At 71.9% G+C, this 14,576-nt stretch carries 13 protein-coding genes and 2 pseudogenes; 8 read left to right on the top strand and 7 right to left on the bottom strand.

Going from position 1 to position 14,576, the window contains the following annotated elements:
• Nucleotides 1–44: 44 nt before the first annotated feature.
• The 3 genes from ACIA8X_RS30345 to sigJ are packed head-to-tail and all read left to right on the top strand — an operon-like array spanning nucleotide 45 to nucleotide 3,043.
• Nucleotides 45–1,346 carry an alpha/beta fold hydrolase gene (locus tag ACIA8X_RS30345; protein WP_399459598.1) on the top strand — a complete coding sequence of 434 codons (1,302 nt, stop codon included), beginning with the start codon at nucleotides 45–47 and terminating at the stop codon, nucleotides 1,344–1,346.
• 28 nt (nucleotides 1,347–1,374) lie between these two features.
• The gene (locus ACIA8X_RS30340; protein WP_399459597.1) at nucleotides 1,375–2,118 is read left to right on the top strand and encodes a PIG-L deacetylase family protein; all 744 of its coding nucleotides are present in this window, start codon (nucleotides 1,375–1,377) and stop codon (nucleotides 2,116–2,118) included.
• Nucleotides 2,119–2,149: 31 nt separating this feature from the next.
• Nucleotides 2,150–3,043: an RNA polymerase sigma factor SigJ gene (sigJ, locus tag ACIA8X_RS30335; protein ID WP_393447112.1), complete on the top strand. Its 894-nt coding sequence runs from the start codon at nucleotides 2,150–2,152 to the stop codon at nucleotides 3,041–3,043.
• 7 nt (nucleotides 3,044–3,050) lie between these two features.
• Here the strand turns inward: sigJ and ACIA8X_RS30330 are convergent.
• Nucleotides 3,051–3,248, bottom strand: a pseudogene (locus ACIA8X_RS30330) (DUF5999 family protein); the annotation flags it as partial.
• Nucleotides 3,249–3,398: 150 nt separating this feature from the next.
• Between ACIA8X_RS30330 and ACIA8X_RS30325 the strand changes: the two are divergent.
• A complete protein-coding gene (locus ACIA8X_RS30325) occupies nucleotides 3,399–4,229 on the top strand; it encodes a pentapeptide repeat-containing protein (protein ID WP_393447110.1) in 831 nt (276 codons plus the stop codon).
• On the opposite strand, the gene ACIA8X_RS30320 is transcribed toward ACIA8X_RS30325, so the two are convergent.
• Nucleotides 4,191–5,705, bottom strand: coding sequence for a cytochrome P450 (locus tag ACIA8X_RS30320; protein ID WP_399459596.1), 1,515 nt, complete (start codon nucleotides 5,703–5,705; stop codon nucleotides 4,191–4,193). The genes ACIA8X_RS30325 and ACIA8X_RS30320 overlap by 39 nt on opposite strands.
• Before the next feature lie 115 nt (nucleotides 5,706–5,820).
• Between ACIA8X_RS30320 and ACIA8X_RS30315 the strand changes: the two genes are divergently transcribed.
• Complete coding sequence (locus tag ACIA8X_RS30315; RefSeq protein WP_393447106.1) at nucleotides 5,821–6,429, top strand: TetR/AcrR family transcriptional regulator; 609 nt, start codon at nucleotides 5,821–5,823, stop codon at nucleotides 6,427–6,429.
• A gap of 95 nt (nucleotides 6,430–6,524) precedes the next feature.
• Nucleotides 6,525–7,250, top strand: coding sequence for a DUF2470 domain-containing protein (locus ACIA8X_RS30310; RefSeq protein WP_393447104.1), 726 nt, complete (start codon nucleotides 6,525–6,527; stop codon nucleotides 7,248–7,250).
• Here ACIA8X_RS30310 and ACIA8X_RS30305 read toward each other — a convergent pair.
• The 3 genes from ACIA8X_RS30305 to ACIA8X_RS30295 all read right to left on the bottom strand — a co-directional run bounded on the left by ACIA8X_RS30305 (nucleotide 7,218) and on the right by ACIA8X_RS30295 (nucleotide 10,980).
• Nucleotides 7,218–8,438 (bottom strand): beta-propeller fold lactonase family protein, encoded by a 1,221-nt coding sequence (locus ACIA8X_RS30305; RefSeq protein ID WP_399459595.1) that lies wholly within the window; start codon nucleotides 8,436–8,438, stop codon nucleotides 7,218–7,220. The genes ACIA8X_RS30310 and ACIA8X_RS30305 overlap by 33 nt on opposite strands.
• A gap of 181 nt (nucleotides 8,439–8,619) precedes the next feature.
• Nucleotides 8,620–9,678: a hypothetical protein gene (locus ACIA8X_RS30300; RefSeq protein ID WP_399459594.1), complete on the bottom strand. Its 1,059-nt coding sequence runs from the start codon at nucleotides 9,676–9,678 to the stop codon at nucleotides 8,620–8,622.
• Nucleotides 9,679–9,726: 48 nt separating this feature from the next.
• Nucleotides 9,727–10,980, bottom strand: a complete 1,254-nt coding sequence (locus ACIA8X_RS30295) for an aromatic acid exporter family protein (RefSeq protein WP_393447098.1) — start codon at nucleotides 10,978–10,980, stop codon at nucleotides 9,727–9,729.
• A 287-nt stretch (nucleotides 10,981–11,267) separates the two neighbouring features.
• Here ACIA8X_RS30295 and ACIA8X_RS30290 point away from each other — a divergent pair, with 287 nt between their 5' ends.
• Nucleotides 11,268–12,602, top strand: coding sequence for an erythromycin esterase family protein (locus ACIA8X_RS30290; RefSeq protein WP_399459593.1), 1,335 nt, complete (start codon nucleotides 11,268–11,270; stop codon nucleotides 12,600–12,602).
• Between the two features lie 60 nt (nucleotides 12,603–12,662).
• Here ACIA8X_RS30290 and ACIA8X_RS30285 read toward each other — a convergent pair whose 3' ends face one another.
• Complete coding sequence (locus ACIA8X_RS30285; protein WP_393447094.1) at nucleotides 12,663–13,157, bottom strand: FBP domain-containing protein; 495 nt, start codon at nucleotides 13,155–13,157, stop codon at nucleotides 12,663–12,665.
• Between the two features lie 89 nt (nucleotides 13,158–13,246).
• Between ACIA8X_RS30285 and ACIA8X_RS30280 the strand changes: the two are divergent.
• Nucleotides 13,247–13,744: pseudogene (locus ACIA8X_RS30280) on the top strand (DUF3626 domain-containing protein); the annotation flags it as partial.
• 188 nt (nucleotides 13,745–13,932) lie between these two features.
• Here ACIA8X_RS30280 and ACIA8X_RS30275 read toward each other — a convergent pair.
• Nucleotides 13,933–14,574, bottom strand: coding sequence for a PAS domain S-box protein (locus tag ACIA8X_RS30275; RefSeq protein WP_393447092.1), 642 nt, complete (start codon nucleotides 14,572–14,574; stop codon nucleotides 13,933–13,935).
• Nucleotides 14,575–14,576: the final 2 nt, after the last annotated feature.

The following is a 14,576-nucleotide window of genomic DNA, read 5'->3' as shown; positions in this document are numbered from 1 at the left end:
TGAACTGGGACGCGGCCCGAAAACCCTCCGTCCCGGGAGCCCTGTTGACCGTCAGCTACCGCCAGCCCGGCGTCGTCCTCACCGACCGCCACTTCACCGTGCCCCTCGACCACGACGCCCCCACGGGGGAGTCGATCGAGCTCTACGCCCGTGAAGTCGTCGCGACCGACAAGGCGCCCCAGGACCTGCCGTGGCTGGTGTACCTCCAGGGCGGCCCCGGCTTCGGCGCGAACCGCTTCGTCGGCAAGGGCGCCTGGCTCGGCCGCGCGCTCAAGGAGTACCGCGTCCTGCTCCTCGACCAGCGCGGCACCGGCCACTCCACGCCCGCCAACCGCCAGACGCTCCCGCTGCGCGGCGGCCCCGCCGCCCAGGCCGACTACCTCACGCACTTCCGCGCCGACGCGATCGTCCGCGACTGCGAGGCGATCCGCCGCGAGGTGACCGGCGGTGCCCCCTGGACCGTCCTCGGCCAGAGCTTCGGCGGCTTCTGCACGGTCAACTACCTCTCCACCGCCCCCGAGGGCCTCACCGCGGCCGTCGTCACCGGCGGCCTGCCCTCCCTCGACGCCCACGCCGACGACGTCTACCGCGCGGCCTACCCGCGCATCGAGCGCAAGGTCGCCGCGCACTACGCCCGCTACCCGCAGGACGTCGAGCGGGCCCGCCGTATCGCCGACCACCTCCTCGCGCACGAGGTGACCCTGCCGAACGGCTACCGCCTCAGCGCCGAGGCCTTCCAGTCGCTCGGCATCGTCCTCGGCGGCAGCGAGGGAAGCCACCGCCTGCACTACCTTCTGGAGAACGCCTTCGTCCGCACCCCGCAGGGCCCGGCCCTCTCGGACGCCTTCCAGGAGGAGGCCCAGGGCCTGCTGTCGTACGCGAGCCACCCGCTGTACGCCCTCGTCCACGAGGCGATCTACGGCCAGGACGCCCGCGCCACCGCCTGGTCCGCGGAGCGCGTGCGCGCCGAGTTCCCGCAGTTCGACGCGGCCAAGACGCTCGCGGGCGACGGACCGCTGCTGTTCACCGGCGAGACGATCCACCCCTGGATGTTCGACTGCGACCCGTCCCTGCGCCCGCTGCGCGAGACCGCCGAACTCCTCGCCGCCCGCACCGACTGGACGCCCCTGTACGACTCCGCGCGCCTCGCCGCCAACGAGGTACCGGTCGCGGCGGCCGTCTACCACGACGACATGTACGTCGACACCGCCCACTCCCTCGCCACCGCCCGCGCCATCCGCGGCCTGCGCACCTGGGTCACCGACGAGTTCGAGCACGACGGCGTACGGGCCGGCGGCCCCCGGGTCCTGGACCGGCTGCTGGCGCTCACCCGTGACGAAGCGTGATGTCAGTGTGACGGGCTAGTGTGCGGACATGACCGAGCCGACGATCACTCAGCTGAAGCCCATGCCGGACGACTGGCAGCGCGCGCTCGCCGTCGTCGCGCACCCGGACGACCTCGAGTACGGCTGCTCGGCGGCGATCGCCGCGTGGACGGACGGGGGCCGCGAGGTCAGCTATGTCCTGGCGACCCGGGGCGAGGCCGGCATCGACACGCTCGAACCCGCGAAGTGCGGCCCGCTGCGCGAGCGCGAGCAGCGGGCCAGCGCCGCCGTCGTGGGCGTCTCGGCGGTGGAGTTCCTCGACCACAAGGACGGCGTGATCGAGTACGGCATCGCGCTGCGCCGCGACATCGCCGCCGCGATCCGCCGGTACCGCCCCGAGCTGGTGATCACGCTCAACCACCGGGACACCTGGGGCGGCGTCGCCTGGAACACCCCGGACCACGTGGCGGTCGGCCGCGCGACGCTGGACGCGGCCGGTGACGCGGGCAACCGGTGGATCTTCCCGGAGCTCATCGAGCAGGGCCTGGAGCCCTGGAACGGCGTGCGCTGGGTCGCCATCGCAGGTTCCAGCACGCCCACGCACGCGGTGGACGCGACGCCGGGCCTGGAGCGCGGGGTGCGCTCGCTGCTCGAACACCGCGCCTACATCGAGGCGTTGACGGACGAGGACCCGGAGACGTACGTCCGCGGTTTCCTCACCGCTCACGCCGAGTCGACGGGGGAGCGGTTCGGCGGGAAGCCGGCCGTCGCTTTCGAACTGTTCAGGCGCTAGCGTCCGGAAAGATCACCACGGAGGGGGAGACGTGAACGAGGCAGAGCTGCTGGCGGACCGCTTCGAGGAGCACCGCGGCCATCTCAAGGCGGTCGCCTACCGCATGCTCGGCTCCCTGGCCGAGGCGGAGGACGCCGTCCAGGAGGCCTGGCTGAAGCTGAGCCGCAGCGACGCGGCCGACATCGAGAACCTCGGCGGCTGGCTGACGACCGTGGTCGGCCGGGTCTGCCTGGACATGCTGCGCTCACGCACCCGCCGCCATGAGGAGCCGCTGGACGACACGTTCGTCCCGGACCCCGTGATCAGACCCCTGTCGACGGTCGACCCCGAACAGGAGGTGCTCCAGGCCGACTCGGTGGGCCTGGCCCTGCTCGTGGTGCTGGAGACGCTGGAGCCCGCCGAGCGGATCGCGTTCGTGCTGCACGACATGTTCGCGGTGCCCTTCGACGAGATCGCGCCGATCGTGGACCGCACCTCGGCCGCCACCCGCCAGCTGGCCAGCCGCGCCCGGCGCCGGGTGCGTGGCGCCACACCCTCGGCCGAGCCCGACCTCGGCAGGCAGCGACAGGTCCTCGACGCCTTCATCGCCGCCTCCCGCGCAGGGGACTTCGAGGCGCTGCTCGCGGTGCTCGACCCCGACGTCGTGCTGCGGGCCGACTCCGGGTCGCTGGTCGGCGGTGCGGCGGCGTCCAAGGTGGTGCGCGGGGCGAAGTCGGTGGCCGGCCAGGCGATGCTGTTCGCCCACCTCGCGCAGTACACGCGGCTCGTCCTGGTCAACGGGACGATCGGGGCCGTCAACCTGCCCGAGGGGAAGCCGCAGTCGGTCATGGGCGTCACCATCGCCCACGGCCGCATCACGGAGATGTACATCCTGGCCGACCCCGAGCGTCTCGGACGCCTGGACCTGACCGGGCTGGACGTCTGACGCCTCGGGCCGCCACGGCCAGCACGCCGACCGTGCGGTGCGGGCTCACCACCCGCCCGTCCGGCAGAAGCTCACCGGTGTCGTCGAACACGATGGTTCCGTTGCAGAGCAGGCTCCAGCCCTGTTCGGGGTGGGCCGACACGATCACGGCGGCGTGGTGGTCCGGGCTGTCGGCGGTCGGGCACGAGGGCTGGTGACTGCACATGACGTCTCCCTGAAGTCCGTTACGGCTCCTGCCTGTTCGGCGCATGTACCAGTGGTAGCCGAGCTTGTTTACCGTTGGATGAGGAGACCCCCACAGCGCCCGGAACTCATCGGTGAGGTTCGATGATGTGCAGGTCGTAGGCTGGCGGGCATGCAACAACACCTGACCGATCCGGTCGAACTGCGCGGCGACTGCGAGCGATGTTTCGGGCTGTGCTGTGTCGCCCTGCCCTTCACCACCTCGGCGGACTTCGCGCTCGACAAGGACGCCGGGACGCCCTGCCGCAACCTCCAGGACGACCACCGCTGCGGCATCCACGCCCGGCTCCGGCAGAGCGGCTTCACCGGCTGCACGGTCTACGACTGCTTCGGCGCCGGACAGAAGGTCTCGCAGGTCACCTTCGCCGGGAAGGACTGGCGCACCGGCTCCCGGGAGCACGCCCGGCGGATGTTCGACGTCTTCCCGGCCGTCCGTCAGCTCCACGAACTGCTCTGGTACCTGACCGAGGCGCTCACCCTGCCCGCCGCCCGTCCCGTCCACGCCGAGCTCCGCGAGCTCCTGGAGACGACCGAGGCGATCACTCGCGGGACCCCTGAGGAACTGTCCGCGCTGGACGTGGCCGCTCACCGTCAGAAGGCCAACGTCCTGCTGCTGAAGACCAGCGAGCTGGCGCGAGCAGGCGTACGCGGCCGCAAGAAGGACCGCAGGGGAGCGGACCTGATCGGTGCCCGTCTCAAGGGCGCCGACCTGCGCGGCGCGAACCTGCGCGGTGCCTACCTCATCGCCGCCGACCTGACCGGCGCCGACCTGCGCGGAGCGGATCTCATCGGCGCCGACCTGCGCGACACCGACCTCACGGACGCCGATCTGACCGACGCCTTCTTCCTGACCCAGCCCCAGCTGAACGCGGCCCGCGGCAGCGCGGGCACCCGCCTGCCCGGGTCAGTCAGCCGCCCGGTGCACTGGACAGCGGAGCTCTGAGGACGGCTCCTGCGCGGCCGATCCCGGCAGGGCGCCGGCGGGGGAGCGCCGCTGCTCCAGGCGCAGCCGCAACCCCTCCGGCATCAGCGTCAGCCGCTCCGTCACCCGCAGCCGATAGGCCGGGTCGTGCCGGAACTCGTACCGGCGCAGCAGCAGACCCAGCACCAGCGTGGCCTCGTGCAGCGCGAACTGGCGTCCGATGCAGGCCCGCGCCCCGGTCCCGAACGGCTTGAAGGTGTGCGGCGGACGCGTCCGTACGGCCTTCGGATCGAAGCGGTCCGGATCGAACCGCTCGGGGTCCGCGCCCCACACCTCGGGATCGCGGTGCAGCATCGCCGTGAGCACCAGCGCCCAGGCGCCCCGCCGCATCGGATGGGCCCCGCCGAGCACGGTGTCCTCGCGGGCCTCCCGGGCGAAGGCGGGCGCCGTCGGCCACAGCCGCAGTGACTCGTCGAGGATCCGGCGCACGTACCGCAGCCGCGCCACCTGGTCGTAGCCGGGCACCGCGGTGTCGCCCCAGACGCTGTCCACCTCGGCGCGGGCGCGGGCCGCGACCTCCGGATGCCGGGACAGGTAGTGCAGGGCGAAGGAGAGCGCGCCCGACGTCGTCTCGTGGCCGGCCACCAGGAAGGTGATCACCTGACGCCGGACGTTCTCCGCGGAGAGCCGCTCGCCCGTCTCCGGATGGGCCGTTTCCAGCATCCGGTCCAGCAGGTCCCCGTCGCCGGGCCCGCTCGCCGTACGGGCGCGGACCAGATCGTCGACCGTGCGGTTGAGGAACGCGATATCGGCCTCGTTGCGCCGCGCGGCCCGCCGCAGCAGGAACGGCGCGGGCACGGCGTTGAGCCGCTGGGCATAGGTGAGCGTGCCGATCATCGCCGTCACGAAGGGATGCGGGCGGGCGCGCTCGAAGGAGCCGAAGTCATGCCCGAACCCGGTGCGGGCGATGGTCTCCAGGGTCAGCTTGGTCATGTCGCCGGGCACGTCCACCCATCGGCCCGCCGCCCGTTCGCGGTCCCAGTGCTCCATGAGCCGGCCGGCCACGGCCAGCATCATCGGGTGGTAGCCCGCCATGGCCTCCCGGCTGAACCCCGGGGCCAGGACGTCGTGCGCCAACTGCCAGTTCCGCTCGTGGTTGTACGCCGTGAACAGGCCGTCCTTGACAACCGGCCGCAGATTGGCGATGCCGAGCCCGACATGCTTGGCGAAGCGCGACTCGTCCGCCATGTCGGCCGCGAGGTCCGCGCCCCACACGAACACGAACTCCTTGCCGAAGGCCTTGCGCCGGAATATCGGCCCCAACTCCGGGGCGAGACGCAGGGAGTCCTGCAACGGAGTACGCCTGTCGGCGCCCAGTACATCGCCGAGCAGCGGGAGCCGGCGCGGGGGATGCGGTATGCGGTGCAGCTCCGGCCAGCCCTGCTCGGCGCTGCGGAACCCCTTCGGGAGTCCGGTCCCGGTCGTCGTCTCCGCCATGACGCGATCTCCCTTGATCCAGCGGCATATTGCGCGGCAGCACTCGTTGTACGTGGGTTCAATAACGCGCTCAGTCTGGTCCGGCTGTTGAATCCACGTCAAGTAAAGTGCGGGTATGGCCGCGAACCAGGGCGAGCGCACACGCCGCCGGCTCAGCACCGAGGAGCGCCGTGAGCAGCTCCTCGCGGTCGGGGCGCGGCTGTTCTCGGAGAGCCCGTACGACGACGTGTGGATCGAGCAGGTCGCCGAGATCGCCGGCGTCTCGCGCGGGCTGCTCTACCACTACTTCCCGACGAAGCGGGAGTTCTTCGCGGCCGTCGTCGAGCGGGAGAGTGAGCGCATGCTCCGGATGACGGCCGCCGTGCCCGGAGTCCCGGTGCGCGAGCAACTGGCCGCAGGGCTCGACACCTACCTGGAGTACGTCGAGGCCCACGCCCACGGCTATCGCGCCTTCCACCGAGCCGACGCGGCCGGGGACCAGTCCGTGCGCAAGGTCTACCAACGGGCCCTGGCCGCACAGGAGAAGCAGATCCTGGCGGCGATGGCGGCGGACCCCGAGTTCGGCCCGGTCTTCGAGAAACGGCCCGACGTCCGGCTCGCCGTACGGGGCTGGCTGGCGTTCATCACCGCCGTCTGTCTGGAGTGGCTGAGGGGCTCGGACCTCTCCCGTGAGCAGGTGCGCGACCTGTGCGCCCGCGCCCTGTTGGGCGTCATCGCACCCTGAGCATTCGCAAAGAGATCGCACAGCATCGCCCGGGCTGGTTGGCGTGCGGCCCGATCTTCGATAGGTTAGGCAAGGCTTACCTAAGGAGGTATGGGATGGCTGACAGCCAAACCTGGGCGGCCGCGCCTTCCGCGGCGGAACGTGCCCGGTCGGTGCTCGCCGCCGCGTGGTCCTGCGCGGTGACCGCGGAAGGCTGCCGAGAAGAGCTCGTCGGCGCGCACACCGTGACCGAGAACGGCCGCGTCCTGCTGGACGTGCCCGAGGACAGTGTGCTCGTCACGGCGGCGATCTGCGCGCCCCGCGGAGAGCCGTCCGCCGTCCTGGAGTTCGCCGACGTCGCCCCTGTACCGGTGCGCAAGCGGATCCGCTCCCGGCTCTGGCTGTCCGGCTGGTTCGCCCCCGAGGAGGGCAAACTCGCCTTCCAGGCGACGCGCGCGGTGCTGCGCATGCCGTCCGGTGCCGTGGTCGTCGACCTCGACGAGTTCGCCGCCGCCACGCCCGACCCGCTGGCCACCGCCGAGGCCCGGCTGCTCACCCACCTCGCCGACTGCCACCCGGACGCCGTCGAGCGGCTCACCCGCCTCGTCGAGTCCGACAGCCTGCACGGCGCCGTGCGCGTCCAGCCCCTCGCCGTCGACCGGCACGGACTGACGCTGCGCATCGAGCGCGCCAGCGCCCAGGCCGACGTACGACTGGCGTTCCACCGGCCCGCCGACGACGTCGCGCAGCTCACCGAGCGCATGCACATCCTGCTCTCCCAGGCCAGTGCCGCCTCGTGCCCGCGCGCCCTACAGCGGCAGCGCACAGACGGCGACGGGTGACGCGAACGGCTCGCCCGCGAGCCGCAGTTCACCGCTGTCCTCGTCGACCAGGAAGACGCTGACGGTGCTCGACCGCTGGTTCGCCGCGAACAGCACCGTGCCGTCCGGCGAGAGGGCGATCTGCCGCGGGAAGTCCCCGGACACCGGCACCGTGTCGAGCAGCCTGAGCCGGGCGCCTTCCGCCTCCACCGCATAGCGCGCGAGGCTGTTGTGGCCCCGGTTGGCGAGATAGGCGTAACGGCCGTTCGGCGTCACCACGAGCTGCGCGGGATAACTAGTGCCCGAACCCGTGCCCGTGGACTGCTCCTCGCCGATGGTCAGCCGGCCCGTGCCGGGGTCGTACGCGCACACGGCGACGGTGTTGTCGACCTCGTTGGCCAGGTAGGCGTACCGGCCGCCCGGGTGGAAGGTGAGATGACGTGGGCCCGCCCCCGGCTTGGTCTGTGCCCGCGCGACCTCGGTCAGCGTGCCCGCCTTGAGGTCGAGGCGGTAGGTGTACACGGTGTCCGTGCCGAGATCGACGGCGAGCACATGGCCGCCGTCGGGACTTGTGACGAACTGGTGGGCGTGCGGGCCCTCCTGGCCGGGTCCGGGTGCCGGACTTGAGTGCGTGACCAGGTCGGTGCGCTCACCGAGCGCGCCCGAGGCGTCGATCGGGTGCACGGCCACACTGCCCGTGCCGTAGTTGGCGCTCAGCAGCCAGCTTCCGCTCGGATGCACCGACAGATGGCAGGGCGCCGCCCCGCCGGTGCTCCGGCTCCCGAGAACCTTGCCGTCGGCGAGGCGGACGGCGGTCACCGCGCCGTCCTCGCGCTCGTTGACCGCGTACAGCGTCCGCCCGTCGGGGTGCAGCGCCAGATACGAGGGGTCGCCGACGCCGGTGATCGTCCCGGTGCCGGTGATACGGCCCGTGACCGGGTCGTACGTGGCGCGACCGATGCCCGTGCCGCCGCCCTCGACGGAGGTGTAGGTGCCCAGGTAGAGGGGGCGCGGGCCCGACGGCTTACGGCTCTCGGTCTGGGCGCTCGGACGCGCCTCAGGCGTCGTCGCCTCGGAGGCCCCGGTGCCGGCCGTGTCAGCCGGTGCGGGCGCGTCGTCGCACCCCGTGGCCGCCGGGACTGCCACGCCGGCGGCTGATCCCGCGAGGGTTCCGACGAATCGGCGCCTGCTCAGCCCACCACTGCCCATGTCCACACCTCAGGTCGTCGGTCGTCACGGTCGCGACAGCAACCTTGGCGTGGATCACCCGCCGAGCGCAAGAAGAGCAACGTGCATTGCACATGGTGCAACGAGTCTGCTCGGCGGGTTCCATAGGTTTCCCGGGGCTCACCTTGGGTTCCCTTGGGATTCCTGGGGTGACTCGCGTGGGCTACCAGTCCCCGTCCTCAACCGGCTTCCCCTGGGCGTCCTTGAGCGGCCGCACCTGGCCCGGCGCCGGGGCCTGCCAGGGCTCGTGGTCGTCGCCGAGCCAGTCGCCTACCGGCTGCGCCGCCTCCAGCGTGTCCGTGGGGGCGAGATCCTCGGCGTCCTGGTCGTAGTAGTCGAACCAGGGCAGCCCCGCGCGCGTGTACGCCGCCCGGTCCACGGGTGACGGAGGCGGGGCCTCACCGGTGATGCGGCGCCACTCCGGAGGCGTCACCAGGTGGACGAAGACCCGGCCGCCGGGGCGGTCCGCCCAGTCGGAGAGCGGCCGGTCGTCCTCGTAGACCTCCTGCCGCATCGAGCCGCCGACGCCCAGACCCATCGCCGCGGCGGCCCGGGACGGCCGACCGGCCGGAGCGGCGGCGGGCGCCGGGACCGCGCCCTGAGGGGCCGGTGCCGCCATGGGCATCGCGGCACCGAAGCCGCCGTACGGCGTGATCGCCCGCGCCAGCTCCGCCCGGCGCTGCTCCTCCGCACGCCACTCGGCCAGCCGGTCCTCCTTCAGCAGGAACGACTGCAGCTGTACGCCGCCCCAGACCTCCTCGCCGGTGACCTGACCCTCGACGGTCGCGCCCAGCCCCAGGGGCACCGCCACGAACTGGCGGACCGTGCCCTTCCCGGAGTTGATGCCGTCGAGCCAGGGTTGGCGGGGCAGTACGACATAGTTCTGGGGCTTACGGGACAACCGGTCGCTCCACGGCTTCCCCGAGACCGCGCACACCTTGCCCACCCCGACCTGGAGGGCGGCCGGCTCCGTCGTGCCCCCGAAGCTGAGCCACATCGCCTCGCGCAGATAGACCGGCAGCAGCACACCGCCGCGGGCCCGCCACGCCTCCGGGACGGTGTCCGCGAAGTCCGCCACCCGCCGGACCGGGAACTCGCCGAGCCCCGGTGGCAGCGGATGCGTGCCCGACTCGGGCAGCCGCAGCGTACGGATGAACCGCACCGCCACCCCGCCCGGAAGCCGCAGGGTGTTCCCGTCGATCCGTACGGTCGTGTCGGCCATCGGCCCGCTCCCTCGCATCCGGTGGCGCCGGCCCTGACCCGGCACTCCCTATCGAGAACGTCCGCCCATCCCGGTCCGGTTCCGCCACAGCTGCTCCTGTACGCCCATGCGCTCACGCAGCCGGTTCAGGCGTGGCATCCGCACGCGCTGCTCCTCGGACACCCGGTCCAGCTCCTCCAGCAGGCGACGCGAGCGGTGCTCGGTGTCGAGCTCGTCGAGGATGCGGTTCACCTCGGTCAGGACGGCGCCGAGCAGCTGCCAGTGCCGGCTCTCGCGCTCGGCCTCCTCGCGCAGCAGCAGGGCGAGCTTGTCGCGGGTGCCCACCGCCGTGCGCAGTTCCGCGCTCAGCCGGGACTCCGCCGCGTCGGCGTTGCTGCTGACATGCGTGGTGACCAGCACCGAGAAGCTGACCACCGCGTCGGCGATCTCGGACAGCAGCTGCTCGACGACGGCGCCCGTCTCCTTCGCGAACAGCGGCTCGGGCTCACGCTCCTTCGCGAGGTCGGTGAGGGTGCGCGCGAGCACCCGCAGGACGACCGTGCAGATCTCCAGCGTGTCCAGGCCGGTGCGCAGCACCACCCGGTGCAGCAGGCTGTCCCGCACGCGCGGATTGAGCCGCAGGCTGTCCTCGGCCTGCTTCAGCGCCGCGTCCACCTCGACGATGTCGTGGTCGAGCCGGCGGGCCTCGTGCAGGCGGGCCGCGGCCTGCTCGAACGGCTGCCGGCCGGCGGCCTCCTCGCCGATGCGCAGCATCAACTGCCGCAACCGGCGGGCCAGTCCCTCCAGTGACTCACCGGCTTCCTCCACCCACACCGGTGGTGCGAGAAGGAGATTGAAGCCGAGCCCGACCACCGCGCCGATCAGTGTCTCCAGGATCCGCGCCCAGGCCGTGTCCCCGACGGTCGTGACGCCGAGGACCAGCATCGCGCTGATCGCCACCTCGGGCACATACTCGTCGACCCGCACCAGATGTCCGACCACCAGCGAGGCCACGATCAGCAGCCCCAGGCTCCACCAGGTCAGGCCGACCAGGAGGCTGAAGGCGATGGCGACCAGCACTCCGGCCACCACGGAGTTCACCCGGCGGATGCCGTTGGTGAGCGTGGCGTACAGCGTGACCTGGACGACGAGCAGCGCGGTCAGGGGTGCGGTCAGCGGCGCTGCCTCGGGGCTCAGGCGCAGCGCGATGACGTAGGCGATCGTCGCCGCGGCGGCCGACCGCAGCGTCTGGGCCACCACGGGATCCCGGCGCAGCTTCCCGAGCCGCTCCTGGAACGCCGTCCCCTCACGTACGTCTGGCATCCTCGGGCCGTTCCCTTTCCACTTTCACAGATGCTGCCGGCGTTCACAGATGCTGCCGACACAGCGCTTGCGGACCGTAACGGTCCGCAAGGAACCCCAGATTGATCGCAGCGGCCGGAGTACGGCAAGGGGCCGGGGTGGTGATGGTGGACACCCGCGTGAGGGCTGGGTGGTTGACCGGGGCCGGTACTGAGGAGAACCCCCGCTGTCACCCTCTGGTTGTCCGCACTCGGGGATGGTGGACCGCCGGATGGCCGCCACCCGCCTCGGAGCGCAAGTCTTGGATCATGAAACGGCATAGGACTTTATTTGCCCTGACCCTGTTCATCATCCTCGCCGCCCTGACGACCGGCATCCCGGCCGCGGCGGCACCGACCTCCACCACCGTCGTCGAGGAACTCGACCGCGCCGCCCATCCGCTGCGGACCGTCGAACCGGGCGGTGACACCGGCGATCTGCGCCCCCTGGACCGGATGATCGGCGACGCCCGGGTCGTCGGCCTGGGCGAGGCCACCCACGGCTCGCACGACTTCTTCGCCCTCAAGGACCGCGTCTTCCGCCACCTCGTCGAGGCGAAGGGCTTCCGCACCTTCGCCCTGGAGGCACCTTGGAGCACTGGTGCGCGTCTCAACGACTACGTGCTGTACGGCAAGGGCGATCCGCGGCGCATCATGCGCGAGGAGTTCCAGCGGGACTACCTCTGGTGGAACAACACCGACTATCTGCGGCTCGTCGAGTGGATGCGGGCGTACAACCTCCGGCACCCCGAGGACCCCGTCCGCTTCATGGGCGACGACATCGCCTGGACCGGGCCCGAGCTGTACGACGCCGTAGAGGCGTACGTGGCCGACACCCGTCCCGAACTGAGCGCTCGCCTCGCCGAGCTCTACCGCGGACTATGGCCGACCGCGCAGACCGGCGCGTACATCGAGCAGTACCTGAAGCTGCCGTACGCCCAACGCAAGGAGCGGGCGGAGCGCACCGGTGAGGCGCTGCGGCTGCTGGAGCGGCAGGCCCCGGGCGCCGACCGCGAGGCGTACGACCGGTCCGTCCAGCAGGCGAGGGTGATCGACCAGACCGCCCGGCAGTACGACTTCGACGTCGAGGACCCCGCGCAGATCGCCGCGGCCATGCGCTACCGCGACGAGGCGATGGCCGCCAACGTGGTCTGGTGGCAGCGGCACACCGGGACCAAGGTGCTGCTGTCGGCGCACAACAACCACGTCGGCTATGTGCCGGAGGAGCCCGCGGAGAACCCGAAGGTGCAGGGCGCCTTCCTGCGCGAGCGCCTCGGCGCGGGCTATGTGAGCGTCGGCCTGACCTTCGACCACGGCTCGTTCAACGCCACCGGCCTGGACGACGACGCCATCCGCCGCTGGACGCTGGGCCCGGCGGACCCGGGTGGCAACGAGCGGACCCTTGACCGGGTGCGGTACCGCGACCACCTGCTCGACCTGCGGTCCGTCGGAGCGCCGGCCGCCGACTGGCTGCGGCAGGCACGGCCGACGCGCAGTATCGGCACCGCCTACCCGGACGGCCCGCACGACATCGCCCTCGCCCGCAGCTACGACGTCCTGATCCATCTGCACCAGGTGGAGGCGTCGAGACTGCGGGACCAGTGAGGGGCGCCGGCCTCGGACGTACAGCCGCTTCGGCCGCTTCTCAGGCGTACAGCCCTGCCCTCAGGCGTACAGCTTGTCGAGGAACGCGGCCAGATTGCCCGTCGTCCGGGCGATCTGCTCCTCCAGCGTCAGGCTCTCCTCGAAGCGGGCCCCGGAGTCCACGACCTTCTTGCCGCGGACATAGAGCGAACACGCGAGGTCGGTGCACATGTACACCCCCACCGAGTTCCCCTCACGGCCCGCCGTGCCGGCCTTGCGCGCCGTCATCAGGGAAACGCCGCCGCCCGGATGCGTGGTCAGACACAGCGAGCACATGCTGCGGTGCAGGAAGCCGCGCTGCGAGGACGGGAAGCGGAACGTGACGCCCGCGGGGCGCCCCTCGCGCTCGGTGACCAGATAGCTGCGATCGGGCGCTCCCGGATCGCGCCAGCCGAGGAAGTCGAGGTCGTCCCAAGGGCGTTCGTCGAGATCGCGGGGCACGGACAGGCGCTTGGCCTCCCCTTTGGAGCAGTTGATAAAAGAGGTGCGGATGTCCTGCTCGGTGAGTGGCTTCATGGGGAGTCTCCAGGGGGTGGGGCGGCATCAGCAAAACCTAGAGGTACTAGGTTCAAGGCTAGGGTAGGCAGCCGGTTGAGGGGGAGCCAGTGAATTTCGGCCTTGTCGGGTCGCCTCGGGCCCGGGCGGCACTGCGGCATGTCGCGGTCGCCTCCAGGGGGCCGGTGCTCGACCCCGCCGTGCGCATCACCCTCAACTTCCACCCGGACCGGTCGGTGCGGGGCGTGCCGATCCTGCGCGCCCTGACCGAGGACGGCGCGTACCACTCACAGTTCGTCACCGGCACCAGCAACGGCGGCCTCACCGCCCACCCCGGCGGCGACCGCTGGCGCTGGGAGAGCCGGATCTTCGGCGGGGCGTACGACGACGCGGCCGCGCACGAGCGGCCCGTGTACGGCGCCCTGAACTTCCGGCGCCAAGTGGTCGGCGCCGCCCCACGGTTCGGCTCCTCGCACCTCCGGCTGACCGGCACGGCACTCGCCCGCGCCACCTTCTGCTACCCCGACAGCGCCGCCGAACCGACCGACTTCGGCGTGGCCACCGGCATGGACCTCGTCGCCCTCGCGGAGGCCGATGAGCGGGACGCTCCGCTGGAAGTGCCCCGTTGTGCCGTCATTCGTCTGCGGCACCATCGTGGCTGGTCGCGCAGTTCCCCGCGCCCCTTCAGGGCGCTGCCGAACTGCCGTGAGCTTCGCCGGACCTGTCGACCCGCGCGTCGTCGGGAACGCACACGCGGGGCCTTCCGGCTTGGCGCACCGGCGGGCACTGGCGCGGCCTACTCCGCTTCCTGAACCGTTGGCGCCGGCGGCCACACCCCGGGAGCGAGCACGCCCAGCGCATAGGCCCGAGCCACCAGTTCCGTACGGTTCGCCGTGCCCCAGCGGGCCGTCAGGCGCCGTAGGTGGTAGTTCACGCCGTCCACCGTGAGGCCGGTCTCCCGGGCGGTCTGCGCGGTGGTGGCGCCGCCGGCGAGCAGGGCCAGGATGTGCGCCTCTGCCGGGGCGACCCGCACGGGCCGCCGCTCGTGTGCCTCGCGCTCACCCAGCACCCGGAGCATCACCAGCAGCGCCGGCGTCTCCTCCACGGTGTCGCTCACCGGGTCGGCCGTCAGTTCCCCGTACCGCTCCGCGCCGCCGGGCGCCTCCCAGCGCACCGACACCTGGTACCGCGAGCGGTGCCGCAGCCGCAGCGCCTCGGCGATCCGCTCCACCTGGGTCGCCTCCTGCGGCCGGAACAGCTCCAGCACGTCCCGGCCGCGCAGCCGCCCCGCGGTCGTACCGCACTCCGCCGCCATCGCGGGATTGGCCAGCAGGATCGCGCCGTACACATCACAGACCGCGACCGGCACCGAGACGCGGTCGAAGACCAGCAGGGCGCGGTTGCGCCAGACCACGGACTCCTGGCGACTGAAGTCCATGA

The organism is Streptomyces sp. NPDC051738, from assembly GCF_044453205.1.
Lineage (GTDB): Bacteria > Actinomycetota > Actinomycetes > Streptomycetales > Streptomycetaceae > Streptomyces.
This window is presented reverse-complemented; position numbering and strand designations above follow the sequence as displayed.

Coding starts and splice junctions, on each gene's coding strand:
- ACIA8X_RS30340 (WP_399459597.1), top strand. CDS start 1,375: ATGACCGAGCCGACGATCACTCAGCTGAAGCCCATGCCGGACGACTGG.
- ACIA8X_RS30325 (WP_393447110.1), top strand. CDS start 3,399: ATGCAACAACACCTGACCGATCCGGTCGAACTGCGCGGCGACTGCGAG.
- ACIA8X_RS30320 (WP_399459596.1), bottom strand. CDS start 5,705: ATGGCGGAGACGACGACCGGGACCGGACTCCCGAAGGGGTTCCGCAGC.
- ACIA8X_RS30315 (WP_393447106.1), top strand. CDS start 5,821: ATGGCCGCGAACCAGGGCGAGCGCACACGCCGCCGGCTCAGCACCGAG.
- ACIA8X_RS30310 (WP_393447104.1), top strand. CDS start 6,525: ATGGCTGACAGCCAAACCTGGGCGGCCGCGCCTTCCGCGGCGGAACGT.
- ACIA8X_RS30305 (WP_399459595.1), bottom strand. CDS start 8,438: ATGGGCAGTGGTGGGCTGAGCAGGCGCCGATTCGTCGGAACCCTCGCG.
- ACIA8X_RS30300 (WP_399459594.1), bottom strand. CDS start 9,678: ATGGCCGACACGACCGTACGGATCGACGGGAACACCCTGCGGCTTCCG.
- ACIA8X_RS30295 (WP_393447098.1), bottom strand. CDS start 10,980: ATGCCAGACGTACGTGAGGGGACGGCGTTCCAGGAGCGGCTCGGGAAG.
- ACIA8X_RS30290 (WP_399459593.1), top strand. CDS start 11,268: ATGAAACGGCATAGGACTTTATTTGCCCTGACCCTGTTCATCATCCTC.
- ACIA8X_RS30285 (WP_393447094.1), bottom strand. CDS start 13,157: ATGAAGCCACTCACCGAGCAGGACATCCGCACCTCTTTTATCAACTGC.
- ACIA8X_RS30275 (WP_393447092.1), bottom strand. CDS start 14,574: ATGGACTTCAGTCGCCAGGAGTCCGTGGTCTGGCGCAACCGCGCCCTG.